The organism is Salicibibacter cibarius (assembly GCF_016495725.1).
Lineage (GTDB): Bacteria > Bacillota > Bacilli > Bacillales > Marinococcaceae > Salicibibacter > Salicibibacter cibarius.
Genome location: NZ_CP054705.1, coordinates 4122144 through 4148018, shown reverse-complemented (window position 1 = coordinate 4148018; position 25875 = coordinate 4122144). Strand labels below are relative to the sequence as shown.

At 37.4% G+C, this 25875-nt stretch carries 24 protein-coding genes; 21 read left to right on the top strand and 3 right to left on the bottom strand.

The window, feature by feature from the left end:
• Window positions 1–259 precede the first annotated feature (259 nt).
• From HUG15_RS20895 to HUG15_RS20880, 4 genes are all read left to right on the top strand, one after another.
• Window positions 260–1714, top strand: coding sequence for an acetate--CoA ligase family protein (locus HUG15_RS20895; protein ID WP_200125459.1), 1455 nt, complete (start codon window positions 260–262; stop codon window positions 1712–1714).
• The gene (locus HUG15_RS20890; protein WP_200125457.1) at window positions 1698–2381 is read left to right on the top strand and encodes an acetate--CoA ligase family protein; all 684 of its coding nucleotides are present in this window, start codon (window positions 1698–1700) and stop codon (window positions 2379–2381) included. Before HUG15_RS20895 ends, HUG15_RS20890 begins: the two co-directional genes overlap by 17 nt.
• A 195-nt stretch (window positions 2382–2576) precedes the next feature.
• Window positions 2577–3626 (top strand): Ldh family oxidoreductase, encoded by a 1050-nt coding sequence (locus HUG15_RS20885; RefSeq protein WP_246516425.1) that lies wholly within the window; start codon window positions 2577–2579, stop codon window positions 3624–3626.
• A gap of 401 nt (window positions 3627–4027) precedes the next feature.
• Complete coding sequence (locus tag HUG15_RS20880; protein WP_200125455.1) at window positions 4028–4723, top strand: alpha/beta fold hydrolase; 696 nt, start codon at window positions 4028–4030, stop codon at window positions 4721–4723.
• 359 nt (window positions 4724–5082) lie between these two features.
• On the opposite strand, the gene HUG15_RS20875 is transcribed toward HUG15_RS20880, so the two are convergent.
• From HUG15_RS20875 to istA, 3 genes are read right to left on the bottom strand one after another with little or no spacing between them, the layout of a single operon-like run.
• Window positions 5083–5397, bottom strand: a complete 315-nt coding sequence (locus tag HUG15_RS20875; RefSeq protein ID WP_200125453.1) for a hypothetical protein — start codon at window positions 5395–5397, stop codon at window positions 5083–5085.
• A 30-nt stretch (window positions 5398–5427) separates the two neighbouring features.
• Window positions 5428–6204 carry an IS21-like element helper ATPase IstB gene (gene istB / locus HUG15_RS20870; protein WP_200125451.1) on the bottom strand — a complete coding sequence of 259 codons (777 nt, stop codon included), beginning with the start codon at window positions 6202–6204 and terminating at the stop codon, window positions 5428–5430.
• The gene (istA, locus tag HUG15_RS20865; RefSeq protein WP_200125449.1) at window positions 6201–7751 is read right to left on the bottom strand and encodes an IS21 family transposase; all 1551 of its coding nucleotides are present in this window, start codon (window positions 7749–7751) and stop codon (window positions 6201–6203) included. Before istA ends, istB begins: the two co-directional genes overlap by 4 nt.
• A 260-nt stretch (window positions 7752–8011) precedes the next feature.
• Between istA and HUG15_RS20860 the strand changes: the two genes are divergently transcribed.
• The 17 genes from HUG15_RS20860 (at window position 8012) to HUG15_RS20780 (ending at window position 25750) form a co-directional block, all read left to right on the top strand.
• Entirely contained in the window at window positions 8012–8782 is a 771-nt protein-coding gene (locus tag HUG15_RS20860; RefSeq protein ID WP_200125447.1) for an SDR family NAD(P)-dependent oxidoreductase, read from the top strand.
• 57 nt (window positions 8783–8839) lie between these two features.
• A complete protein-coding gene (locus HUG15_RS20855) occupies window positions 8840–9322 on the top strand; it encodes a TRAP transporter small permease (protein ID WP_200125445.1) in 483 nt (160 codons plus the stop codon).
• A gap of 37 nt (window positions 9323–9359) precedes the next feature.
• Entirely contained in the window at window positions 9360–10637 is a 1278-nt protein-coding gene (locus HUG15_RS20850) for a TRAP transporter large permease (protein WP_200125443.1), read from the top strand.
• A gap of 90 nt (window positions 10638–10727) precedes the next feature.
• On the top strand, window positions 10728–11765 hold the full coding sequence (locus tag HUG15_RS20845) for a TRAP transporter substrate-binding protein (protein ID WP_200125441.1): 1038 nt from the start codon (window positions 10728–10730) through the stop codon (window positions 11763–11765).
• Window positions 11766–11861: 96 nt separating this feature from the next.
• Window positions 11862–13046 carry a CaiB/BaiF CoA transferase family protein gene (locus HUG15_RS20840; RefSeq protein ID WP_200125439.1) on the top strand — a complete coding sequence of 395 codons (1185 nt, stop codon included), beginning with the start codon at window positions 11862–11864 and terminating at the stop codon, window positions 13044–13046.
• Between the two features lie 70 nt (window positions 13047–13116).
• Window positions 13117–14262, top strand: a complete 1146-nt coding sequence (locus tag HUG15_RS20835; RefSeq protein WP_200125437.1) for an acyl-CoA dehydrogenase family protein — start codon at window positions 13117–13119, stop codon at window positions 14260–14262.
• Window positions 14263–14297: 35 nt separating this feature from the next.
• Window positions 14298–14735 carry a MaoC family dehydratase gene (locus HUG15_RS20830; protein ID WP_200125435.1) on the top strand — a complete coding sequence of 146 codons (438 nt, stop codon included), beginning with the start codon at window positions 14298–14300 and terminating at the stop codon, window positions 14733–14735.
• A gap of 23 nt (window positions 14736–14758) precedes the next feature.
• Complete coding sequence (locus HUG15_RS20825; protein ID WP_200125433.1) at window positions 14759–16318, top strand: acyl CoA:acetate/3-ketoacid CoA transferase; 1560 nt, start codon at window positions 14759–14761, stop codon at window positions 16316–16318.
• 23 nt (window positions 16319–16341) lie between these two features.
• Window positions 16342–17268, top strand: a complete 927-nt coding sequence (locus tag HUG15_RS20820; protein WP_200125432.1) for a dihydrodipicolinate synthase family protein — start codon at window positions 16342–16344, stop codon at window positions 17266–17268.
• Window positions 17269–17293: 25 nt separating this feature from the next.
• Window positions 17294–18073, top strand: a complete 780-nt coding sequence (locus HUG15_RS20815; protein WP_200125431.1) for an SDR family NAD(P)-dependent oxidoreductase — start codon at window positions 17294–17296, stop codon at window positions 18071–18073.
• 98 nt (window positions 18074–18171) lie between these two features.
• The gene (locus HUG15_RS20810) at window positions 18172–18954 is read left to right on the top strand and encodes an enoyl-CoA hydratase/isomerase family protein (protein WP_200125430.1); all 783 of its coding nucleotides are present in this window, start codon (window positions 18172–18174) and stop codon (window positions 18952–18954) included.
• A 111-nt stretch (window positions 18955–19065) separates the two neighbouring features.
• On the top strand, window positions 19066–19863 hold the full coding sequence (locus tag HUG15_RS20805) for an SDR family NAD(P)-dependent oxidoreductase (RefSeq protein WP_200125429.1): 798 nt from the start codon (window positions 19066–19068) through the stop codon (window positions 19861–19863).
• Between the two features lie 49 nt (window positions 19864–19912).
• Window positions 19913–20806 carry a fumarylacetoacetate hydrolase family protein gene (locus tag HUG15_RS20800; protein ID WP_200129089.1) on the top strand — a complete coding sequence of 298 codons (894 nt, stop codon included), beginning with the start codon at window positions 19913–19915 and terminating at the stop codon, window positions 20804–20806.
• Window positions 20807–21023: 217 nt separating this feature from the next.
• The gene (locus HUG15_RS20795; RefSeq protein ID WP_425504021.1) at window positions 21024–22388 is read left to right on the top strand and encodes an FAD-binding oxidoreductase; all 1365 of its coding nucleotides are present in this window, start codon (window positions 21024–21026) and stop codon (window positions 22386–22388) included.
• A gap of 55 nt (window positions 22389–22443) precedes the next feature.
• Complete coding sequence (locus tag HUG15_RS20790; protein WP_200125428.1) at window positions 22444–23655, top strand: dihydrolipoamide acetyltransferase family protein; 1212 nt, start codon at window positions 22444–22446, stop codon at window positions 23653–23655.
• 38 nt (window positions 23656–23693) lie between these two features.
• On the top strand, window positions 23694–24770 hold the full coding sequence (pdhA, locus tag HUG15_RS20785) for a pyruvate dehydrogenase (acetyl-transferring) E1 component subunit alpha (RefSeq protein WP_200125427.1): 1077 nt from the start codon (window positions 23694–23696) through the stop codon (window positions 24768–24770).
• A gap of 2 nt (window positions 24771–24772) precedes the next feature.
• Window positions 24773–25750 (top strand): alpha-ketoacid dehydrogenase subunit beta, encoded by a 978-nt coding sequence (locus HUG15_RS20780; RefSeq protein WP_200125426.1) that lies wholly within the window; start codon window positions 24773–24775, stop codon window positions 25748–25750.
• Window positions 25751–25875: the final 125 nt, after the last annotated feature.

The following is a 25875-nucleotide window of genomic DNA, read 5'->3' as shown; positions in this document are numbered from 1 at the left end:
AATTCCGATTCCGATAGTTTTTAGATTGGGTATCCGAACCACATTAATTCTTTCCGCTCATTCTTACGTAGGCATTTTTATAGATCTTCACGAAATTAGGGTAATTTGTAACTTCAATAGTATACCGAAATTATCAAGGTACATTTATCACCTTCCATTACTGTCACTTAAAATAGTACGATCCTTGTTATTCTACATTGTTTCACTATATAAAATAAATTTTAATATGTGATGACTAAAAGGTCAAAAGGAGGAGCCGATGACAAACACAAAAGAAGCTTTAGATGCTGCTTTTAAGCCAAAATCAATTGCTATTATAGGTGCTTCAAATAATATGTCAAAATTAGGTGCTGCTGATTTAAGAAAAGTTAATGATTTTGGTTATTCAGGAAACATATTCCCTGTCAACCCAAATGAAGAGAAAGTACAAGGTTATAAGGCATATAAAAGTGTTTTGGATATCCCAGATGAAGTTGACCGTGCAGTCATAATATTGCCTACTAAACATGTACTCAAGGTTGTAAAGGAATGTGCTGAAAAAGGAGTTAAAGTAGCGCAAATTTACTCCGCGGGATTTGGTGAATTTGGTGAGCACGGAAAAAAAATAGAACAAGACATGCTCTCTGTTGCAAAACAATATGGCATGAGAATAATAGGCCCTAATTGTATAGGTACTTATTGTCCTTCCGGTGGAATTACATTTACCGATAGTAAAAATCCAGTTAAGGGATCTATAGCTTTTGTTTCACAGAGTGGTGGAATTGCTCATGATGTTGTTAGTAATGGAGACACTCACGACATTTATTACAGTAAAGTTATATCTGTTGGTAATTGTATAGATTTAGATCATAGTGATTTCATTGAATATTTGCTGGATGATTCTGATACAAAAGTTATTGGATTATATGTAGAAAGTGTTAAAAATGGGAAACGGTTAGCAAAAACTCTATCTAAAGTAACTCCTAATAAACCAGTAGTTATATTAAAGGGTGGACGTACATCAGCAGGAAACAAATCTGTTTCTTCTCATACCGGCAATTTAGCAGGAGATTACGAGGTATGGAAAGCGCTTTTTAACCAAACAAATACACTATATGTTCATAGTATGGAAGAGATGTTTACTGCGTTGAAATGTCTCCAATATTTACAGGTTAATGAAAATAGAAACATTGCAATGATAGGAAATGGTGGTGGGGCATCAGTCCTGGCAACAGATGTATGTGAAGAATTATGGCTTGATCTTGCTCAATTAGAAGAATCGTCCATAGATGAATTACATCAATTGGGTGTTAGCGAATCAAATCATAATATTAATCCTATCGATTTACCAGCAAGGGCTATTACGGCAAATGAAGGTCAAACCTTTACAAAAATTATGAGTATATTAGCAAACGATAATAATATTTCATATATATTATTTCATATAAACTTGATTCCTCTATCTAATTATATGAATTTGCGGGAGACATTAAGCAATATGTTTAAACAATTTGATTTATTAGATGATTTGAATGTAAATGTGGTTGGCGTATTAAGAACCAATGGAGATCCTAAATTAATTGAGGAAAAATTAAATGCTACAAAATCATTCTTATCATCAAAAGGGATACCAGTTTTATCAACCATAGAGCAAGGGTTATTTGGAATAAGTATGATGGCTAGACATGGTGAAAATGAGGCAAGAAAGGAAGTATCTTATGCAGCCGACTACTAATAAAAAAATATTATTGAATGAAGTGGAAAGTAGGAAATTACTAAAAAAATATGGTATCCAACAAAATGAATATGGTTTTGCGAAAACAAAATCTGAAGCGAAGGAAATAGCTAATAATTTAACATTACCACTGGTAATGAAAGTTGTTTCGCCAAAAATAGTTCATAAAAGTAATTTTGGAGGTGTGAAATTAGGTTTGAATTCTTTGAAAGATGTAGTAGAAGCCTTCGATGAGATAAATGCAAATGCTAATAATTTTGGTGTTTCTAATATCGATATTGATGGAGTAACTGTCCAAGAAATGGAAAGTGGGGTGCAGGAACTTTTAATTGGTGTTAAAAAAGATGATACTTTTGGTAATGTTTTGGTTGTGGGCTTAGGAGGAGTATTCGTTGAATTAATGAAAGACGTTTCTTTAGGTATATCACCATTATCTGAATCGTATATATACAAAATGGTGAAAAATCTAAAAGGGTTCCCTTTATTAGATGGTTATAGAGGAACAGAACGTGCAGATGTCCCTGCGTTCGTAGAAATGATTAAGCGTGTTGAGGTTATGGTTACCGAAGAAGATAAAGTGGAAGAGTTGGATTTAAATCCAGTAATCATCAAAAGAAATGGAGATGGTTGTTTAGCTGTTGATGTACGAATTATAACAAGGGCATAATATATAACAGCATTTTGGGGGTACGTTCTCATTTGATCTGGTAGATATGGAAATGTAAATCACTTTCAAAAAACGTGCGCTGAATTAAGGAACAATTAAGGAACAATGCATTTTTTGTCCTACTCTTCTTTTTGATTGGCGTCCAAAGCATCAAGATTTTGCCAAAATTATTAGTATAGGAGAATGATTTCTATTGTGAGTAATCAAATGATCCTCAAACAGGATTTATTAAGAAATTTTTCGGAGAAGATTTTTATAAAAGCTGGTTTACTTAAAGATGACGCAAAGATTTATGCGGACGCTCTTATTCAGGCAAACCTTGAAGGTATTGATAGTCATGGTGTAAGTAAATTGCCAATATATTTTAAACGGTTCGTTGAAGGAAGAGTCAATGCAAAACCCTCTATTAAAATTGATCATACAGCACCAGGAACTATTATAGCGGATGGAGATAATGGTCCTGGACCAATAGTTTCGAAGCGAACAATAGACGCGTCTTTAGATATAATGAAAGAAATAGGAATAGTTGGTGTAGGAGTTAACAATAGTAATCATTTTGGGGCTGCTTCCTATTATTGTAAACAAGCTTGCAATCAGCAGGCTATTTGTATTGCTTTTACGAATGCCCCTGCTAATATCGCTCCGTGGGGAGGAAAAGAACCATATTTTGGTACAAACCCAATTGCTTTTGGATTTCCGAATGGATCTGAACCTCCTATAATTATTGATATGTCCTCTAGTATTGTTGCTAAAGCAAAAATACGAATTGCGGAAGAAAAAAAAGAAGCAATACCTGTAGGTTGGGCAGTTGACCAAAATGGAAACCAGACGACTGACCCTATGGAAGCTTTAAAAGGTACTATACTTCCTATAGCTGGACCGAAAGGATATGCTTTGGCGTTGTCTGTTGAAATTATTTCTGGTTTGTTGACCGGAGCTGCTTTTGGAAATCACGTTCAAGGGTTTAATGATAATAATGCTGGCATAGCTAATGTAGGGCATTTTTTCATTTTAATAGACATAAATAAATTTATGGATATTTCAGTTTATGAACAATTAATTCAGCAAATGATAACTGAAATTAAAGAAATTCCTAAAGCATCCGGAGTTGATGAAATATTAATACCTGGCGAGCGAAGGGCTAGTAAAGCCAAACTAAGAAGTGAAAAAGGGATACCAGTTCCTGTAGCAACGATTAATAAATTAAATGAATTAGCAAAACAAGAACAAGTTCGGTTCATGTAGTTATACATCATATTTCACTCCATTTGAGACGTATCATCATCCCATGTTACAAAATATAAGACTATTCAACGATCGTTCGATATCAAAAAGCAAAAGAGTGCACGATTCATGGTTACTGGCTACGACTTTTGATCGTAATTCGATCGTTCCGACCCATTGATTCTCTATAAACCATTACCGTGACGCGGGTATCGGACTCCAAGCTAGACAGCACTCTATTAGTGGAAAAACTGGCCCAGGCGGTCGCTTTCCAATCCGATGATAAATATGAAGGAACAAGTGCTTTTATTGAGCAAAGAAAGGCCAATTTTATTGCGATTCGTGAGGCTCAGTTTGAAGACAAAAAATCCTGTCGGTGGTAGTGGAAGGAGGATAACCAAAACTATTAAAGGAGGATGCTAATGTTTAACGAAACGAAACCCACATTTTTATTTATTCATGGCTCTGGAGGAACAGCTAGAAAGTGGCGCATGCAAAGGGAGTCGTTAAACAAAATACGGTCTACATTTATTGATCTACCTGGACATGGAGAAAACAAAGATCAATTGAAGACAACGATTGAGAGTTGTGCGGATTGGGTTGCTGAAAAAATAGATGAAGAAGTAATTGTTGTAGGGCATTCGATGGGCGGACTTATTGGCATTGAACTGGCTGCAAGAAATAGTAAAGTAAAAGGTTTAGTGCTTGTTGCTTGTCACTACAAATTACCGGTTAATCCAAAGGTATTAGAAAAATTGTCTAAAGGGGTTTTTCCTGAATCCTTTTTCTATGCAGCTTATTCAAAACAGGTTGATCCGTCATTGATAGCTGAAGAAAAAGGAGAAATAAAAATAAACGCAGTAGGTGTAAGAAAAACTGATCTTGAAGCATGCGATAGATACACGAAAGGAAAGGATATCGTTTCAACATTGAACATACCGATGTTTGCAGTTTACGGCTCCGAAGATAAGATGATACCAAAAGATGCAAATCAAAAACTCGAAGCACTTAATCCAAAAATCAAAACGAAAGTTATTACGAACTCTGGACACAATGTGATGTTGGAACAACCGAAATTATTTAACGAGATGATTATAAGTTTTAGAAAAAAAAAGTAGGCTGATTTTTGAACCTTCATGAAACCTGATAAATAATTTTACTCAGTAAAACAGTCAAAACTCTGTATTGGCTGTTTTTCTTTAATATAACTGCAAAAATAAAAATTGATTTTATAACCTGAGTACGGCGGACGGTTTTTACCACTTGTGCGGTCTTTTTTACCACCATTTGCATGGGAATGTACCACTGATTTCGGAGTCCTTTACCACACCTAAAAAAATGGATTGAACACTATGGGTTAAAGACAGATGTGCCATTTATAGAGCCACTAATAACATAAAAGAGAGCCACCTATGTCATGGCTGAGCTACTATAATGAAACTATTCCCCGCCCATGGGCGGGGAATAGTTTTCGTCATTAAAACGGCATAATCCCCAATTTAAATTCAAGATTCACTTTCTCACAACGCAGCTTATCAATCTCCTTTTGTAACTCTAATACCTTTTCTTCGAGTCTTACGATTTTGGTTTCATCATTAATTCCTTTTTCATAAGCTGTCCCAACACGACTAAGATCAACTAAAAAGTCCAAAACATCTGGTTCTTTTACTTTAAAAATTCTATCCTCATGAATGGCTTTTAATTTCCCTTGCATTATCCAGCGTCTTACTGTGATATGGTCACATTCAATCTCATAATTGTGTAGGAGATCGACCGTTTCTGCGATTGTCATATATTCCCTCATTATAAATTCCCTTTCTGATTATAGATCGTTCTCTCGATCGTTTGCTTCTTGTTGTTGCACGCCAAAACGTTCACGCATCGATACCTTCCCGTCAATAAAAATATCATAGGCATCATGAACAATTCGGTCGAGTATGGCTTCTGCCAGGGTTCCATCCCCCAATTTTTCATACCATCCATCAATATCGAATTGAGAACAAAAGATGTTGGATTGTTTTTCCTGACGCCGTGCGTTAATGATTTCAAGCAGGAGAGCGGCTTCTTCATTGGTTAAAGCGTGAAGCAGCCATTCGTCAAGAATAAGAAGGTCTACCTTCAGGAGCTTTCTCATGAGTTTGACATAACTATCATCCTGTTGATATTTTGCAATTTTAAATTCTTCTAATAGATCAGGGAGCCGTGTATATTGGACCTTGAAGAACTGTCGGCACGCTTGTACACCAAATGCGGCGGCCATCCACGATTTCCCGGCTCCAGACACGCCTTTAAATATAATATTTCGCCCGTTCAGAATATAGCTCCCACTGGCTAAACGAAGGAGTAAATCTTTGTCCAGTTTCCGGTCTTCATAATACATGATCTCTTCGATTGAAGCCGATTCAGGAAACGCTGCCTGTTTGAGAAGACGGTTGAGTTTATTACTCTTCCGCCGGGATTCTTCGTGATCAATTAAGATACCGAACAATGTATCAAAATCCATCTCTTTATTTTCTGCCTTCATGAAAAGAGATTCATAGGCTTCTGCCATCCCCGATAGTTTCAATGTTTTTAGTTTATCAATATTCTGTTGGTTCATTTGTTTTTCCCTCCAAAATAGGAAGCCCCGCGCGTAAACGCATGCTCATTTTTGACAGTTTGTTTCTGCTGTGCGAAAGCTTTTTCGGCGTCTGTTTTTTTATTGTTTTTGATGAGCGTTTGAATACTTTTCACTGTCGGTCGATTCGTGATTTGATGAACCATTTTACACGCACGTTCGATTTCATAAGCCGTGTAGGTGCGTTCTAGTTTCTTTAAGGCAAAGATGGACTTCATCGCTTGTTTTTCAACCCCGTAGCTGTCTAATAGGAACTTCACCACGAAAAGCGTGTGTTCTCCAACCTCCGCAGCCCAATCTAATGCATTTTGCGGCGTTTGTTCCACGTAATGTTTATGGTTATCTGGCATATGGTCCTTCACAGTAGAATATTGGCCGTACTTCCCATATAATGTTGGATGTGAGGCAATCCGCATATGATTGAAATAGACTTCGATTGCATCGTCTGAGACTTTCACATCGACGTGTTTTCCGATGTATTCATAGGGCACGGAGTAAAACATGCTTTTCACAGAGATGTGATAATCAGGCTGCACCTTGCCGGTTCGCCATTCCGACATCTGATAGGGTTTAGTGGGAAGAGGGGTAAGGGCGAACTTCTCTTCCTCCATAAACGCTGACCAGCGAGAGCCTTCTTTTTTCGTGAAGGACCGGTGATTAAATTCCTCCAGCTTTTTTTGGATCTCCTGGTTCATTTCCTCCAACGTAAAACATTGGACATGCCTTAATGCGGCGATAATCCACGTCGACACCGTATTTACCGAACTTTCCACAGAGGGTTTATCTTTAGGTGAACGCACGCGTGCCGGCATGACCACGGAGTGATAGTGGCGGACCATTTCTTCGTACGTTTTGTTTAACACCAGCTCTTTGGAGGTGTGCTTGGTCACCCCTGTCTTTAAATTGTCGGGAACAATGATTTGGGTGGTGCCTCCCATGTATTCAAATGTGTGTTGATGAAGCTTAATCCAAGACGCTAAATCCATAGATAAAGAGCCCTCCACATAGGAAAGCTGGGAACACGGTAAGGCGGCCACAAATACATAGACTTTCACTTTTTCCCCTGTATCGGGATCAATTATAAATAACGTAGAACCTGCCCAATCAACTTCTAACACTTCCCCTGGTTTCCGCTTGATTCGCATGGTCGCTTTGTATTTTTGGGCAAAGTCGTGGTAGTGTTCCGTAAATGTCCGATAGGCATAGGGGATCTTCTCTTGTTCCTGGGCTTTCTTTTCATATTCCTGATGAAGCAATGTCAATGTGACATGTGGTTTGGCCAACTCCTCATGCAAATAATCAAAATCAATCATTTGACGGCCAGAAGCTTCTAATTTCTTCTCCGGATAGAGAAAATCCTCGATCCAAACATCTGTCATTTCCTCATCTAATGGACACTTCAGCCCCCTTTTCTCAGCCAACCGTATGACTTCCGTTACTTTTTGCCGTGAATGGCGAGTCATGGCTGCGATGCTTCGTAAACTCCTGTCCTCGTCATGTAATTCCAGTATCTGTCGATATGGGAACATAAAAAACCTCCTGTATTCCTAATGTCATGCCGCTTGGCATGCCCACTAAGTATACAGGAGGTAGTTAATTGGTAAAGGCTTTCGCAATAAGTGGTAAATCTCTCCGCATTTGGTGGTACAAAAGATTGCAAGGGTGGTACAAACTGAATGCAATACTCATAACCTCTAAATTACAAAATTCAAGACCCATTTAATACAGTTGTTTATGCATAATAATCATGCTAATATTTCAACTATAAATAGAAAGGGGATTGTGAAATTTGAAACTTAATGGAAAAATAGCATTAATTACTGGAGCAGGTTCAGGAATGGGGAAAAGTTCAGCTTTTCTATTTGCGAAAGAAGGTGCTAAGGTAGTTGTCAACGATTTTGATGAAGATAAGGGAAAGGAGACCGTTGAGAAAATATCTGCAAATGGTGGCGAAGCCATTTTTATTAAAGCAGATGTATCAAAATCTATAGAAGTTGAACAAATGGTGGAAACTACAGTCGATTATTTTGGTAGAATCGATATTTTGTTCAATAATGCAGGTATAGCTTGTGTTGGCCCTTTACATGAGACCAAAGAAAATGAGTGGGATAATCTGATTGACGTCAATGTCAAAGGAGTATTTTTAGTTACCAAATATGTAATACCATTAATGATGAAACAAAACGAAGGCAGTATTATTAATATGTCTTCCGGAATTGCAGAAATGGGTTTGGCTTCAAGGGCAGCATATGCCGCAAGCAAGGGTGCTGTTCTAGCACTTACAAAATCAACTCAAGTGGATTATGCTTCATATAATATAAGGATAAATGCTATCTTACCAGGAACAATACAGACCCCTTTTATTGAGAATTATCTTGAGGACGCTTATGGTAATGTCAATAAAGGATTAGACAGTTTAAAAAAGCGACAATTAAATGAGAAGTTAGGGCAACCAGAAGACATTGCACAAGTAGCTTTATTATTAGCATCTGATGAATCTCGATTTATGATGGGATCGCCGGTTTATGTAGATGGAGGAGCGGTTTTTTGTAAAACATGAACGCAAAAAGTAAAGATCCATTGAAAGTAGTTTTTTTAAAAAAAAGGAGGGAGGAACTTGATAAAAATAATAGATAAAGTGAATACGTTTGTAGAATACTTTGCGGGTATTTTATTAGGAATAATAACAATTTCTATTTTTATCCAAGTATTAGTTCGTATTACCTATGCATCAATTCCGGTCTCGTGGACTTCAGAACTTGCGCGTTACCTTATGTTTTGGGTTGTTTTTCTAGGAGGAGCAGTTGCAGTTCGAAAATCAAGAATGATTGCAATGAAAGCAATTCTTCCAGTGGTATCAGGTAAATTAAAGCAAATTATTACAGTTTTTTCTCACTTAGTTTCACTTATATTTTACGGTTTTATATTCGTAATAGGATTAGAATGGGCGATGACATCTGGTTTAGCCAGATCATCTTCAGTTATGTACGTGCCTATGGTTTTTGTTTATTCTGCAATGTTTGTGGGGGCTGGATTTATGATTTTGAATACACTTACATTATTGATCGAATCATTTCTACATAAGAAAGAGATCACGTAATGTGTATGAAAATATGTGAGGGGGTGGACTTGTAAAAATGGTTTCTACATTATTTATTGTGCTATTAATCCTTTTTGTTTTAACTGTCCCCGTCGCTGTATCTTTAGGGTTGGCATCTATTTTATCGTTATGGGTCGGAGATCGTCCTTTATCATTGGTTCCTCAGTACTTATTTCAGGGTCTAGATTCTTTTACATTAATGGCAGCTCCGTTTTTTATTTTGGCTGGATTCTTAATGCAATCAGGAGGAATTTCTAAGCGACTGATTAATTTTGCCAATGCTCTTATAGGATGGGCAAGAGGGGGGTTAGCATCTGCAGCTGTCCTAACATCAATGTTTTTTTCAACTATGTCTGGATCTTCATCCGCAACGACAGCTGCAGTAGGGCAAACGCTCATTCCTGCAATGGAAAAAAAAGGATATACAAAAAAATTTGCAGCAGCAACCGTCGCAAGTTCTGGGGAACTTGGTGCGATTCTCCCTCCGTCATTATCACTAATAATGTATGGGTTAGTGGCAAATGTCTCTATTGGTAGTTTATTCATAGCAGGAATTTTACCGGGGATTTTTATTGGGATTACATTGATACTGACTGTCATAATATGGGCTAGTGTCAAAAAATACGATAACGCTGAAAAGTTGAACCTGAGTGAGTGGTTAAAATCTGTTGGTCAAACTTTTTTAGATTCCATTTTAGCATTTTTGATGCCATTTCTTATTCTCGGTGGCATATACCTAGGATGGTTTACTCCTACTGAGGCAGCAGTTGTTGCAGTAGTATATGGTTTTATTATTGGATTTTTTGTATATCGAGAAATCACCATAAAAGATGTTGGAAATATTTTGGCTAACTCAGCATTGATTAGTGCTATTCTATTGTTAATTGTAGGTTTTGCTAATGTTTTCTCATATATCCTAACATCAAATCAAATGCCACACCAATTAGCTGAAATTATTCAAGGTATATCTGAAAATCCGATTGTATTTCTTCTTCTTGTTAATGTTTTATTACTATTCATTGGAATGTTTATGGAAACGTTGACGTCAGTCATTATTTTGGGACCAATACTAGCTCCGATTGCTTTACAATATGGAATTGACCCTGTTCATTTTGGAATTATTATGATCGTTAATTTAGCGGTTGGAATGATTACTCCTCCGATTGGCGTTAATTTATTTGTTGCAAGTGAAATTGCAAAAATACCATTCGAACAAATTATTAAGCCAATTTCCATTTTTCTTGGTGTGTTAATCGTAAATATTTTAATTATTACCTACCTTCCGGGAATATCACTCTGGCTATTACCAGAATAATAAGTAGAATAATTTAATAATTTTTATAGAGAGGGGTGGTTTTTCTCCGAAAACTTGGTTTGATAGCTAATATTTTAAGGAGGGGTTTTAATGAAAAGATTCACACTACTATTAACAACAATTTTATTTAGCACTGGGATGGCAGGATGTAGTTCTAATGGAGAAAATGAAACGAGTGGAGAAACGAATGAAGTCTCGGATGAAACAACTGAAATGGATTTTGGACATGTTCTAGTTGAAGAATCGACATATCAAGTGACAGCTGAACATATGGCCGAATCCATTAATGAAGCTACCGATGGAGAAATCGCATTAAACATATTCCCACATTCTCAATTAGGTTCAGAAACAACAATGTTAGACTCATTGATTCAAGGGTCTCAAACATTTCAGTTCGCTGCTTTACCTGCTCTCGAAGATATGATATCGGAATTACAGATAATGAATATCCCTTACCTCTTTGATAGCACTGAGCAAACATTGGAAGTATTAAATGGAGAAGTTGTTGGAGAGATGATTTCTGAGGAACTAGAGGAACAAGGCCTTGTTGATTTAGGTTGGATAGTAGCTGAAAGAAATATTTTTACCGCTAGCGAGCCTATTGAAAGTTTAGAAGATATGCAATCACAAAATTTACGCGTTCTTCAAACCCCGTCTTATATTGCAACATATGAGGCACTGGGCGCACAACCGACAGGAATTGACTATGGTGAGTTATACATGGCTGCTGAACAAGGTGTTGTTGATGGTGGGGATGTTACTCCAGAACAATTTATTGATGATAGATTTGTTGATATTGCCGATTATTACAATATTACACGGGTACACCAACAGCCTCTTTTGTTAGTTATGTCAAAAACAGTCTATGATGGCTTAACACCAGAACAACAGGAGATTATTACCGAATCTGCAGAACAAGGGATAGAATTAGGTGTAGATTTTTATTATCAATCATTTGAAGAATCATTGGAAGAAATGGAAGAAGAAGGTACACAAATTATAGAGCCTAATTTAACAGAATTTCAAGAAGCTACACAAGATGTTACAGAGGATATAATTGAAAATACACCAAATGGTCAAGAGTGGTATGATGCAATTCAAGAAGAAATCGAAAATACAAATTTATAATACGCTTTGACAATTCCAGAAAGTTTTATGGGAAGTGTATATGAATTTTCAAAAGTTTAAATAGGGATACATCTTTAAGAAAATGGGGGTAATAATATGCTTAATGGTGTAAAGGTTTTAAGCTTCACACATTTTTTGCAAGGGCCAGCAGCTGTTCAGATGTTAGCAGATGTAGGTGCTGACGTAATTAAGATTGAACCTCCCAAAGGTTCCTTCGAACGGCACTGGGCGGGGGCTGATACTTATAAAAACGGAGTTAGCTTTTTCCATTTACTTGGCAATCGTAACCAAAGAAGTTTATCCATTGATCTTCAAACGGATGAAGGGAAAGAGATTTGTTATAGGCTTATCCAGGATGCTGATGTTTTGATAGAAAATTATAGACCTGGTGTGATGGATAAACTGGGTTTTAGCTATAAAACATTAAAACAAAAGAATTCAAAATTGATTTATTGTTCTTGTACAGGATATGGATCAGATGGCCCTTATAAAGATCGACCTGGTCAGGATTTATTGCTTCAAGCTTTGGGTGGTTTAACTTTCCTTACAGGAGATCATAAATCACCCCCAACACCTGTTGGAACAGCTATAGTTGATCAACATTCGGCTGTTTTAGCGGCATTTGGTGTCGTTGCGGCTTTGGTCGAGAGAGAGAGAACAGGAGAAGGCAAAAAAGTAGATGTTAATTTATTAAATTCTGCTATTGATCTCCAAATTGAACCATTTACTTACTATTTAAATAAAGGTTCACTATGGGAACGTACTAAAACCAATTTAGCAACTCAGTTCCACCCAGCCCCTTACGGTGTTTACGGAACGTTAGATGGTTGGCTAGCACTATCCTTTACGCCAATAGATAAGTTGACAAAAGTTTTCAATAACGATGCTCTAAAACCATACTCTCAAAACGATCAATCAACCTATCGTGAAAAAATAAATCAAATTATTGTTCAGGAATTAAAGAAAAAAACGACTGATGATTGGATGAAAGTTTTTTCGGAAAATGGTATTTGGTATGCGCCGGTGAATGATTATAAACAGGTGGAAAATGATCCCCAGATTAAATGGAACAAGGTGATCGAAGAAATCGAACATCCTGATGCCGGTGAAATTAAGATACTGAATCACCCCATCAATTATAATGGTGAGTCTCCGGCGGTTCGCCAATATCCACCTCGATTAGGGGAGCATACTGGTCAGATTTTAGAAGAAAACGGTTACTCTAATAAAGAAATAAAAGAGTTACAACAAAAAAATGTGGTTTTTACCCACAAGCAATAAATAAAGGATTGATTGTCCTATTTACTAGGTAATACTCTAACTTTGGACTATAACGAAAGGAGATTAAAAAATGCAATTTAATCTGACAGAGGAACAAGAAATGATTCGTAAAACTGTACGTGAATTCGCACAAGAGGTAATTGCGGAACGTGCATCTGACATTGATGAAACTGAGAAATTCCCTAAAGATATATGGAAGCAGATGGGGGAATTAGGGTTTTTATCGTTGACACTTCCTAAAGAATATGGAGGAATGGCTGCTGACCACGTTAGTTATAGTATCATGATAGAAGAAATCTCCAAATGCTCAGCTTCGATGGGTAACGCTGTAGCTGGAAACAAAATTGGACAAGACTTTATGGCCAATTTTGCTTCTGAAGTTCAGAAAAATAAATACGTGGAGTCTGTAGGGAAAGGCGAAACGATAATGGCGTTTACGGCCACTGAACCTAGTGGTGGGTCGGATGTTTCTGCTATTCAGACTAAAGCTGTTCCTAAAGATGATAAATTTATCATTAATGGTAACAAGATATTTGTGACATTTGGAGAGTTAGCTGAATTTTATCTTGCAATAGCCCGGACGAATGATCAATCAGGACATAAAGGAATGTCGGCTATTATAGTAGAGAGGAGTCGCTCAGGGTTAAAGATTGGTAAAAAGGAAAAATTAATGGGTGTTCGCGGGATCGGCACGTCGGAAATTATCTATGAAGATTGTGAAGTGCCGGCGGAAAATTTAATTGGTAATGAAGGTGAAGGATTCAAATATGCAATGAAATCATTTGATAATGGGAGGATTGGAATTGCTTCGTTAGCGTTAGGGATTGCACAAGGCGCTTTAGAACAAGCTACTAAATATGCGGTACAACGTGAAGCCTTTGGACAAACAATTAGTAATTTCCAAGGTATTCAATTTATGCTTGCTGATGCAGAATCAAAAATTGAAGCTGCTCGGTTATTAATTTATCAGGCATGCTATTTAAAAGATCAAGGCTTACCGTATACAAGAGAAGCTGCAATTGCTAAATTGTATGCATCAGATGTAGCTGAAGAAGTTACAACAAATGCAGTGCAAATTCATGGGGGTTTTGGGTATACGAAAGATTACCCTGTTGAGCGTATGTATCGCGATTCTAAAATCACACAAATATATGAAGGCACAAACCAAATTCAACGTATGATTATTGCTCGTAACAGACTAAAAAATTATCAATAATGGTTTTTATGTATTTTTGGAAGGGAGTATAGAGTATGGAGAGCAAGGAAAGGGTTCCTATAGAAATTGGGGATAAAGTTACGTTTAGTAAAACAGTCGGGGAAACAGATGTTTATATGTTTGCAGGTATTACAGGCGATTTTGCACCAAATCATGTTAATGAGGAATACATGAATAAGACACCTTACAAAAAAAGAATTGCACATGGCGTACTATCAATCGGTTTTGCTTCAACTACTTCGTCACTGTTTTTTGAAAAAGTGGATACAAAAGGTATGGGCGCGGTTTCCTACGGGTATGACCGTATACGGTTTATTCAACCAATTTTTATTGGAGATACGGTAACTGTTCATTATACAATTGCTGAAATTGATCATGAAAATTTAAAATCAATCGCTGAAATTGAAATATATAATCAAAATAATGAAATATGTACAGCTGGACAGCACATTTTAAAATTTATTAAGGAATAGCTTCATAGATTGGGGGTATATTATTGGCGAAAATTGTAACTTTTGAAGACGCCATCAAATTTGTTGAATCAGGACAAACAATAATCATTTCTGGTGCAGGTGAAGTGTTACTTCCGGATCGATTGTTAGCAGAATTGGAAACAAAATATATTGAGACTGGCGAGCCAAAAGGTTTAAATGTTGTCTATAATGTTATCCCAGGAGCCCAACGTAAAGGTACAGGTATAGATCGCCTGGCTCACGAAGAAATGGTTAAGAGAATATATGCGGGAAGTTATTATACTCTGAAAGTTGAGAAACTCAATGAATTAATTAATAAAAATTCAATCGAGGCTTATTTAATACCATACGGCGCACTTTTTAATATGGTGAGAACTACTGCAGCTGGACAACCTGGCGTTTTAACCCCTGTTGGCATTGACACCTTCGTCGATCCCCGTGTTGGTGGACATAAATTGACCGCGCGAACGAAGGGTGAAATTTCTTCTGTGATGGAGATAGAAGGAAAAGAATATATATTTTATAAATCTCTTGAGATTGATGTTGCTCTTATTCGAGCTACAACGGCTGATGAGAACGGTAACTTATCGATAGAACAAGAGCCAAGTTCACTTGGGTTGCTACATCAAGCAATGGCTGCAAAAAATCGAGGGGGAACCGTAATTGCTCAAGTTGAACAAATAGCCAAACGGGGCTCAATGCATCCAAAAGAAGTGGCTGTCCCTAGTATATTTGTTGATTATATTGTAGTTGACTCAGATCAAATGAATGCTCAACCTTATAATCCAGCGTGGACAGGTGACATTAAAATACCAGTAGATCGTGCTGGGGATACTCCTTTTGATTATAGAAAAGTGATTGTTCGAAGAGCGGCAATGGAGTTGTCTCCCGGACAATTAGTGAATTGTGGATTTGGGTTGAGTGCTGAAGTACCTCTTATTGCGATGGAGGAAGGGATATCGGACGATGTTACTTTTAACGTAGAACATGGTCCTGTTGGAGGAGTCCCAAATACTAAATCTTCCTTTGGGATGGGTGTGAACATGATGGCTATCATGGATTCGCATACAATTTTTGATTTCTATAATGCAGGACGCTTGGATGCTACATTTTTGGGTTCTGCTGAGGTCAATCGTGAAGGAAGTGTCAATGTTAGTTTTATTAACGGAAAGTATAATTTAGGTGGTTTTATAGATATTGTTCATTCAACAAAAAAAATTGTATTTTGTGGTTCTTTCACTGCAAGTGGATTAGATATAAAAATTGAGGATGGAAAACTTAATATTGTTCAAGATGGACGCCATATTAAATTTGTAAATGCCCTTGGTCATATGACTTTTAATGGAAAACAGGCTTTAATTAAAAATCAAAAAGTATACTACGTAACTGAGCGTGCTGTCTTTACCTTAACAGATGAAGGATTAACCTTAATTGAAATTGCCCCTGGGATTAGCTTGGAAAATGATGTTCTAAATAAGATGGAATTTCGCCCCCATGTAAGTGAATCTCTAAAGGAGATGGATAATCGATTATTTATTCCAGATCCCTTAGGTCTAAAGGAACACTCCCCATGGAGTGAATGATAACATTGAAAGGATGAATTTAATTGAAATCTGAATTGACGTTGCAAGGAGTTATTCCTGCTAATTTGATGCCTTTTGATGCTGACTTAAATATTGACGAGGAAAATTATAGGCGTCATCTACGCTATTTAATTGAGACAGAGGGTGTAACTGCAATTACCATAAATGGTCATGCTTCTGAAGTGGCTTCCCTCACATTAGATGAACAACAACGAAGTTTAGCCATTGCTCTGGAGGAGGCTAATGGTAAGACTCCTATTATTGCTGGCGTTTACGAAGACGGTTCTCAAAAAGCAACAGAAATTGCAAATATGGCAGAAAAGGAAGGGGCCGATTGTTTATTGATTTTTCCTTCGGGAGTTTTTGAATTTGGGTCACAACAAAAACCCGAGATGTTTTTTAATCATTATGCCACAATTGCAGATGCAACTGATCTTCCCATGATTGCTTTTGTTTACCCATTTAATAATGGTCTTCATATTAACACTGAAAGTTTAATCAAAATTTGTAATGACATTGATAACGTTATTGCTGTTAAAGAGTTTTCGAATAATATTGCCGTATATGAGAGAAATTATCGAGAACTTAAAGCGTTGGATAAATATATATCTGTTCTATCTAGTTATAGCAAGTCGTTATTACCTTCATTATGTATTGGTGCAGATGGTATTCTATCTGGATGTGGAAGTGTTATTGCCGATTTGCAAATCGAAATCTTTGAAGCAGTCAAACGTGAAAACTTGACTGAAGCCCGTAGGGTCGCTGATAAATTATATCCTTTAAATGAGATGTTTTATTCAGAACCTTTCCTTGATATGCATAATAGAATGAAAGTGGCAAATGCGTTGTTAGGAAGGATTGATGCTGCATATATTAGACCTCCTTTTCAACCTATATCAGATGGAGAACGGGAAAAAATACGAAAAGTAATTACTGAGGCTGGATTATAAGGTGTGAAAAGAAAGGAGCTATCAATTGAAATTAAAAGATCAAATTGCTGCTATCACAGGAGCAGGACGTGGCATTGGACGAGCGATCGCATTAAAGTTAGCACAAGAAGGAGCAAATATTGTTGTATCGGATATAGATCTTGAACTTGCAGAAAAAACAGTTACAGAAATTTACGAAATTGGTAGTAAGGCAGTCGCTCATAAAGTAGATGTTTGCAATTATGATGAAATGAATCAATTAGGAGAAAAGGCACTTACTGCGTTTGATAGGCCATTAGAAATAATGATCAATAATGCAGGCATAACTCAAGCGAAAAATATTTTTGATATTACTCCGGATGAATGGGACTTAATGTTAAATATTCATTTACGCGGTTCATTTTTTGGCATGCAAATGGCTGGTAAAATAATGAAAAAAACAGGAAAAGGTTCAATTGTAAATATGGCTTCTGTTTATGGTAGAGAAGGTCATCCGCTTACCGCGCATTATTCTGCTTCCAAAGCGGGAATTATTGATTTGACCAAATCATTTGCAAAGGCATTAGCTCCTTCTGAAATACGTGTGAATTCCGTGGCTCCTAGTGTCGTTGAAACAGATCTTTGGGACTTAGGAGATGCTCAAATGTCTAAATTGAAAGGCTTAAAAAAAGGACAAGCGAAAGAAGAACGTTTAAAACAAATTCCTTTAGGACGAAGTGCTAAACCAGAGGATATTGCAAATACCGTATCATTTTTGGTATCGAAAGATGCGGAATTTATCACTGGTGAGTGTGTTCACGTTACTGGTGGAGCATTGATGGTATAAAGCAAAAAACCGATAAATGATATACGAGGGGTAAGGTGTTTGATCCCCCTCTTATCAGCATTCATATTTCTGGGATAGGGAAAGGAGAAAATCAGTATATGGATACTCATAATCCATTGATCAAAGTTGAGTGTAAAGATCATATTGCAGTTTTAGCTTTAAATAACCCGCCTTTAAATCTGGTTACATTGGAGTTAACTAAACAATTACAAGAAGAACTTGATGAGATTGAAGAAAATGAAGATATACGTGTTGTGATCATTACTGGATCATCTGAAACGAAAGCCTTTAGTGCTGGATCAGATATTACAGAGTTTGAAACGGTTTCAGATGATATTGTTGGAAAAAAACTAGGCATGGAAAACCAAGTTTTTTCTCAAATTGAATCTTTGTCAAAGCCTACGATTGCGGCGATTGAAGGTTTGGCGTATGGGGGCGGCTGTGAATTATCTTTAACTTGTGATCTTCGCATTGTCTCTGAGCAAGTGAAGTTTAGTTTACCAGAAATTAAACTTGGAGCTTTTCCGGGAAGTGGCGGTATTTTTCGATTGCCTAAAATAATCGGTCTTTCCAAAAGTTTAGAAATGATGTACTTAGGAAATAAGATCAATGCACAAACGGCAGAAAAAATGGGACTTGCAAATCATATCGTACCTGAAGATGAAACACTGTCATTTGCTATCCGTATCGCTGAGGAAATTACGGAGAAACCTCGTGAAGCTCTTAAAGCAATTAAGAGAGGTGCAAGGAACTCTTTATATCATACACACGATGAGGCAGTTGCACAAACATTACAATTGATTGAACAAGTTGTTAGAACCGACGATTATAAAGAAGGCGTAACTGCATTTTTTGAAAGAAGGAAACCGCATTTTAAGTAAATTTGTATTACTAGATAGCGTCGCGATATCAACTATTCTTTAGCAACTCTCTAGATACCCTTTTTAGTAATAATTGTTAAAATTAATGAAGTGAGTCTGGAGGTGACTAAAATGGGAAAGAAATTACAGGGGAAAATAGCCTTTGTTACTGGAGGGGCCAGAGGAATAGGTGCAGCTACGTGTTGGAGATTTGCAGACGAGGGTGTTGATGGTATCGTTATTGCCGACAAGCTTGAGGATGAGTTGCATGAGACCAGAGAAAAAATTGAGCAACGTTATAACATTAAAGTTGTACCGATTAAAATGGATGTTAGCCACGAAATGGATTGGATTGATGCACTTTACATAATACGTGAACAATTTGGGAAATTAGATATTCTCGTTAATAATGCAGGTATAAGTCATCGTGCTAGATTTGTAGACTGTACTGTTGAGGCTTGGAATAAAGTGATTGCCATTAACCAGACAGGGACATTTTTAGGAATGAAACATTCAGTACCCTTGATGAAAAAATCAAAGAAAAGTTCCTTAATTAACATATCCTCCATTGCGGGACTAACAGGTTATTACTCATCACCTTATACTGCCAGTAAATGGGCGGTTCGCGGAATGACCAAAGCGGCCGCAATGGAATTTGGGGATTGGGGGATAAGAGTAAATTCAATTCATCCTGGTTTCATATGGACACCACTTACTAAACAAGACCGGGAAATGGTTGAGAAATTTAATAAAATAAATGCACTAAATCGAGAAGGTGAACCTGATGAGGTAACTAAACCTATTGTATTTTTAGCCTCAGATGACTCATCATATATAACTGGTTCTGAGCTAGTAATTGATGGCGGTCATTCGGCAGGGGGTGGTGTAAGAATGATAGGCAAGGATCTAGGTATCTATAAAAATGACTGAATTAAGAATTATTATAAAAAATATCCTATTACATTCAAATGGAGGTAAAATGAAAACTGTAAATTTTTATAAAAATGACCGAATAATGTTAGGTGTGAAAACGGAGATAGGGATTTTAGACGTTGAAGCCGCTGCAAACGAACTTATGATTACGAATAAATCAGATATCCCTCTTTCTATTGATGAATTATTAATGAATAGGGAGATTGGACAACAAGCGTTAATGAGCTTAGTAGATCAAGCGTTAGAGAAGAATATCCAATCATTTTATTCAGAAGCCTTGCTTTCTTATGGCCCCTCTGTTACTAACCCTGAGAAAATTATCTGTGTTGGTCTAAATTATAAAAAGCACGCACAAGAATCTAATATGTCTGTACCTAAGGAACCATTATTATTTAGTAAATTTAATAACACTCTTAGTGGACATAAGAATAAAATTAAACTTCCTGCTAATTCAACCCAAGTGGACTATGAGGCAGAATTAGCTATTATAATGGGAAAGCAAGCTAAAAATATAAAAAAGGAAGAAGCACTGTCCTATGTTTTTGGTTTTAGTGTTTCCAATGATTTATCAGCCCGGGATTTACAATTTAGAAGTTCTCAGTGGTTGCTGGGGAAAACTTGTGATGCTTTTACCCCTTTGGGTCCATATTTAGTAAGTCATGATGAAATTGAAAACCCAAATCGGTTATCGATACGTTCCATTGTTAACGGTGAAGTAAGACAAGACTCCAATACATCGGATATGGTTTTTAATTGTAGTGAAATTGTCAGTTATATTTCTGAATACATGACTCTTTATCCAGGAGATGTGATTCTTACCGGAACTCCGGCGGGTGTTATAGCAGGTTATCCGGAAGATAGTCGAGTTTGGCTAAAAGATGGAGATGAAATCACTATAGAGATTGAAAATGTAGGGCAGCTTTATAACCGAATAATTTAACATAATGTTTTTCATGATATGGACAACACTGAGGAGTGGAAGGATAGGGATCAAGATATTCATGATCGAAAATCCCGGCTAATTTCATACCAGGACCAAGCAGTAGTGCTGAAATTCAAGTGTAAAGGATAAGGGGGTCACGGCCCCATTGAATTTGAACTTTGAAAAATGATTAAACAAAGTAAGCTACTTAAATGAACAAGGGGAGTGAGTGTACGTGGAGTTAATGGCTGAATTACGAAAAATCATTTCAGATGCTGAACGTGTTACCAATAATGAAACCATCATTGAACAGCATAGTCAAGATTTGACCTATCACAGCCCCTATCCTCCTGAAGTTGTCGTTTATCCAAAAGATAAAAATGAGGTTCATCAGGTTATTACATTTGCTTATCAACATAACGTACCTATTGTACCATTTGGAGTAGGGAGCAGCGTCGAGGGACACGTTATCCCTATTCATGGAGGTATTAGCTTGGATATGACTTTGATGGACAAGATTGTTGATATTCGGCCACAAGAATTTAGCGTGAAAGTTCAACCAGGAGTAACTCGGGAACAACTAAATCGAAAGTTAAAATCATATGGTCTGTTTTTCCCCGTTGATCCTGGGGCTAATGCTTCTATAGGGGGGATGGTGGCAACGAATGCAAGTGGGACCAATGCCGTTCGATATGGCACAATGAACAATCAAGTTTTGGGATTAGAAGTCGTTTTAGCAGATGGTTCGTTAATGAAGACTGGTGGTATATCGGCTAAATCATCTGCTGGGTACCATCTGACTAATCTATTTATCGGTTCTGAGGGAACGTTAGGTGTTTTTACAGAAATTATACTTAAATTGTATGGTATTCCTGAAAAGACTGTTTCTGCAAAAGCTGTTTTTTCGACTGTTGAACAGGCAAGTGAGACAGCTGTAAATATTATAAGTGCAGGTTTGTCTATTGGCCGTATTGAATTAGTAGATGAACATACAATTACTGCGGTAAATGCATATAGGGATACGAATTTTGCAGAAAAACCAACACTATTTTTGGAATTTAGCGGAATGGAACATTGGATAGAGAAAGATGTGGCTCTCGGAAAAAGTCTTATTGAAGATTTTGATTGCATCGACTTCGTTTTTGAGAGTGATCCACTAAAGAGGACTGAGCTTTGGGAAGCCAGACATCAAGCGGTTTTTGCTATCCAGGCTAAATATCCTGGACAAAAACCAATGTCAACAGATGTATGCGTGCCTATTTCAGTTTTACCTGAAGCGATCGAAAACGCTCGTAAAACCATATCTGATAATGGTATTGAAGGAGCCATCTTCGGTCATGTTGGTGATGGGAATTATCATGTCGTTTTTATGGTCGATCCTCAAAGTCAAGAAGAAATTGAAAGAGCAGAAAAGATTAATCATGATATTGTTCGTTTTGCCATTAAAAATGGAGGGACCTGTACGGGTGAACATGGAATTGGGATAGGTAAAATTGATTATTTGCAAGAAGAACAAGGATCGGCGTATCACTTAATGAAAGTCATTAAACATGCAATTGATTCTAAAAATATACTCAATCCAGGTAAAATATTCAATTAAAATTGTGAATGAAATTTATATAGTTAACATTATTGACTAAAATAGGAGGGTACTTATGTCTTACGAATTTAAGTTACCTGACATTGGAGAAGGCTTGCATGAGGCAGAAATTGTTCGCTGGTTTGTTGATGTTGGGGATACAATACGTGCCGATGAAATCATAGCCGAAGTTCAAACCGATAAGGCTGTTGTTGAGATGACATCACCGGTAGGAGGAAGAATATTGGCTCTAGCAGGTGATGAAGGAGACGTCGTAACAGTAGGAAACACGCTAATTACACTAGATCAGGAAGATAAAAAGAAAGCTGATGGCAGCAAAAATAAACAAACAAGTGAAAAGGATCAAAAGACAACATCTCAGCAAGGTAAAGAACATAATGGAGTCGTACCAAAACCAATGCCCGGACGCGTCATTGCAGCTCCTGTCGTCCGCAAGCGTGCTCGTGAACTTGGCATCAACATAACTGAGGTTACCGGATCAGCAAAAGGCGGTCGAATTATAATGGAGGACCTCGAAAACTTTGAAAATCAGAAACAAATTGGAACAGATGAAAGTAAAACCAATCAGGAGGATGAGCGAATTCCGGTTCGTGGCTTACGGAAGAAAATTGCAGAAAAAATGGTGCAATCAAAATATACCGCACCGCATGTATCTGGAATGGATGAAGTTGACGTCACAGAGCTAGTTGGTTTAAGAAAAAAGCTTAATCAACAGATCTACTCAGAAATTAAACTAACCTATTTGCCATTTATTATTAAAGCAATGACGACGGCATTAAAAGAGCATTCTTATTTCAACGCTTCGTACGATGAAGAAAAAGAAGAAATAGTTCTGAAAAAACGCTATAACATTGGAATTGCAACTGCTACAAAGCAAGGATTGGTTGTTCCTGTCATCAAAGATGCTGATAAAAAATCATTATTTAACATTGCTGTTGAAATAAAAGAACTTGTGCAAAAAGCACATGAACAAAAATTAAATCCTATCGATATACAAGACGGAACATTTACGATCACAAGCACAGGAATTGAAGGCGGATGGTTTGCAACACCGATTATTAATTATCCTGAAGTTGCAATTTTTGGTGCGCATACGATTAAAAAACGTCCGGTTGTCGTCGAGGATGAAATTGTTATTCGTAAGATGATGGGTATCTCCATCACTTTCGATCATCGTGTTATTGACGGAGAACCATCAGGAAGGTTTATGCAAACTATCAAAAGGATACTCGAACACCCGGAACTATTACTCTTAGACGTAAGTTAATTTTATTCAATTAATTCAGTCGAAAAGGGGTTATGACCATGTATGATGAAAAGAATCTTAATCACGAAATGGTTCAGTTTATGGATCAATATGGTAGTTTATTACACGACAATATTGATCTAAATGATAGTCAACTTCTAGAGATATACAATTGGATGCTAAAAACACGTCTTTTTGATGAAAAAATGGTAAGAATGCAACGACAAGGAAGGATTGGAACTTATGCTCCGTTCAGTGGTCAGGAGGCTTCACAAGTTGGCAGTACTTATGCTATGGAAAAAGATGATTGGATTTTCTCAAGTTACCGTGAGATAGCAGCTACAATGGTGCATGGGCTACCAATGCAACAATCGATTCTTTATGCAAAGGGTCACATGTATGGGGGTCAATCACCAGATAAATTGAATATATTCCCAATACAGATCATTATCGCAGGTCAAACATTGCATGCAGCAGGTTGTGCACTTGCCTCAAAATTAAAAGGTGAAAATGACGTTTCCGTTTCATATTTTGGTGACGGGGCAACTTCCGAAGGGGATTTTCATGAAGCACTTAATATCGCTTCGGTATTCAAAGTACCATCTGTTTTTTTCTGTCAAAATAACCATTGGGCAATCAGTGTTCCGCTTCACCAACAAACAGCCAGTCAAACGATTGCCCAAAAAGCAATCGCCTATGGGGTCAAAGGAGTACGAGTTGATGGAAATGATGTTTTAGCTGTTTATCATGTGATGAAAGAAGCTCTTGAATCTGCAAGAAACGGCGAGGGACCTACATTAATCGAGGCAGTGACTTATCGTCAAGGTCCACATACTACAGCTGATGATCCGACCAAATATCGAAATAACGATGAAGTGAACGAATGGGCTAAAAAAGATCCGATTGATCGTTTCCGTACCTTCCTTAATAAACGTGGATTGATGGATGAAGATAAGCAGGAGAAAATGAAAGGAATAGTCAACGAAGAAATTGAAAAAGCTGTCGCAGAAGCGGAGTCTACGGATCGAGTAACAGTGGATAAAGCATTTGATTATGTTTACGATAAACCACATAAACTTCTTCTTGAACAACAAGAAGAATCTCGCCAATTTCTTACGATAAAGGAGGGGCGATAATCATGGCAGAGATGACGATGATTCAAGCGATAAATCAAGCAATGGCACAAGAAATGGAGCGAGATGAACGTGTCGTTATCCTAGGACAAGATGTAGGGAAAAACGGTGGAGTGTTCAGAGCTACAGAAGGCCTTCAAGGCCGCTTTGGAGAAGAACGCGTTATGGATACTCCGTTGGCTGAATCTGCCATCGTTGGCACATCAATCGGACTTGCTGTGAATAGTTTTCGTCCGATTGCTGAAATTCAGTTCCTCGGTTTTATTTATGAAACGATGGATCAGATTTCCGCTCAAGCAGCGCGTGTTCGATTCCGTTCTGCGGGTCGATTCACCTCTCCAATCGTTATTCGCAGTCCATATGGAGGTGGGGTAAGAACGCCTGAACTACATTCAGACAGTTTAGAAGCGTTGTTCGCACATACACCGGGTTTGAAAGTCATCATGCCATCAAACGCATATGATGCGAAAGGTCTGTTGATTTCGGCGATTCGCGACAATGACCCAGTGTTATTTTTGGAGCCGATGAAGCTATATCGTGCCTTTAAATTAGAAGTACCAGACGAAGTATATGAAGTGCCGATTGGAGAAGCAAAAGTTGTGAAAGATGGTGAAGATGTCACAATTGTGACGTGGGGGGCTACGGTGCCGCTCGCTCAAAAAGTTGCAGAAGAAGCGGAACCAAGAAACATTTCTGTCGAAGTCATAGACCTTCGTACCGTTCAACCGATTGATCTTGAAACTATTGTTCAATCTGTTGAAAAAACAGGACGACTGATCATTGTTCATGAAGCGGTGAAAAGCGCAGGTGTCGGAGGGGAAGTTGCTTCACTGGTGAGCGAATATTCCCTATTCTCGCTAGCCTCCCCGATTTTACGTGTTACCGGTTATGACACACCGTATCCAGTGCCCTCAGTTGAAGATGACTGGTTGCCAACTGCGCCAAGAATCCATGCAGCGATTGAAAAGGTGATGGAATTTTAGATACGTGGTGTAATTTCAATGATAAAGTTCAGTTTCTAATGTTCATAATAACAAAAATGGACCCGTTAAAATTAACGATTAGACAGTCTGAATTAAGTGAACCGTATACGATTTTTATTCGATAA

What these genes read in the sequence shown, in the direction of transcription:
- HUG15_RS20895 (WP_200125459.1), top strand. Translation starts at nt 260, where the DNA reads ATGACAAACACAAAAGAAGCTTTAGATGCTGCTTTTAAGCCAAAATCA.
- HUG15_RS20890 (WP_200125457.1), top strand. Translation starts at nt 1,698, where the DNA reads ATGCAGCCGACTACTAATAAAAAAATATTATTGAATGAAGTGGAAAGT.
- HUG15_RS20880 (WP_200125455.1), top strand. Translation starts at nt 4,028, where the DNA reads ATGTTTAACGAAACGAAACCCACATTTTTATTTATTCATGGCTCTGGA.
- HUG15_RS20875 (WP_200125453.1), bottom strand. Translation starts at nt 5,397, where the DNA reads ATGACAATCGCAGAAACGGTCGATCTCCTACACAATTATGAGATTGAA.
- istB (WP_200125451.1), bottom strand. Translation starts at nt 6,204, where the DNA reads ATGAACCAACAGAATATTGATAAACTAAAAACATTGAAACTATCGGGG.
- istA (WP_200125449.1), bottom strand. Translation starts at nt 7,751, where the DNA reads ATGTTCCCATATCGACAGATACTGGAATTACATGACGAGGACAGGAGT.
- HUG15_RS20850 (WP_200125443.1), top strand. Translation starts at nt 9,360, where the DNA reads ATGGTTTCTACATTATTTATTGTGCTATTAATCCTTTTTGTTTTAACT.
- HUG15_RS20845 (WP_200125441.1), top strand. Translation starts at nt 10,728, where the DNA reads ATGAAAAGATTCACACTACTATTAACAACAATTTTATTTAGCACTGGG.
- HUG15_RS20840 (WP_200125439.1), top strand. Translation starts at nt 11,862, where the DNA reads ATGCTTAATGGTGTAAAGGTTTTAAGCTTCACACATTTTTTGCAAGGG.
- HUG15_RS20835 (WP_200125437.1), top strand. Translation starts at nt 13,117, where the DNA reads ATGCAATTTAATCTGACAGAGGAACAAGAAATGATTCGTAAAACTGTA.
- HUG15_RS20830 (WP_200125435.1), top strand. Translation starts at nt 14,298, where the DNA reads ATGGAGAGCAAGGAAAGGGTTCCTATAGAAATTGGGGATAAAGTTACG.
- HUG15_RS20810 (WP_200125430.1), top strand. Translation starts at nt 18,172, where the DNA reads ATGGATACTCATAATCCATTGATCAAAGTTGAGTGTAAAGATCATATT.
- HUG15_RS20805 (WP_200125429.1), top strand. Translation starts at nt 19,066, where the DNA reads ATGGGAAAGAAATTACAGGGGAAAATAGCCTTTGTTACTGGAGGGGCC.
- HUG15_RS20800 (WP_200129089.1), top strand. Translation starts at nt 19,913, where the DNA reads ATGAAAACTGTAAATTTTTATAAAAATGACCGAATAATGTTAGGTGTG.
- HUG15_RS20790 (WP_200125428.1), top strand. Translation starts at nt 22,444, where the DNA reads ATGTCTTACGAATTTAAGTTACCTGACATTGGAGAAGGCTTGCATGAG.
- pdhA (WP_200125427.1), top strand. Translation starts at nt 23,694, where the DNA reads ATGTATGATGAAAAGAATCTTAATCACGAAATGGTTCAGTTTATGGAT.
- HUG15_RS20780 (WP_200125426.1), top strand. Translation starts at nt 24,773, where the DNA reads ATGGCAGAGATGACGATGATTCAAGCGATAAATCAAGCAATGGCACAA.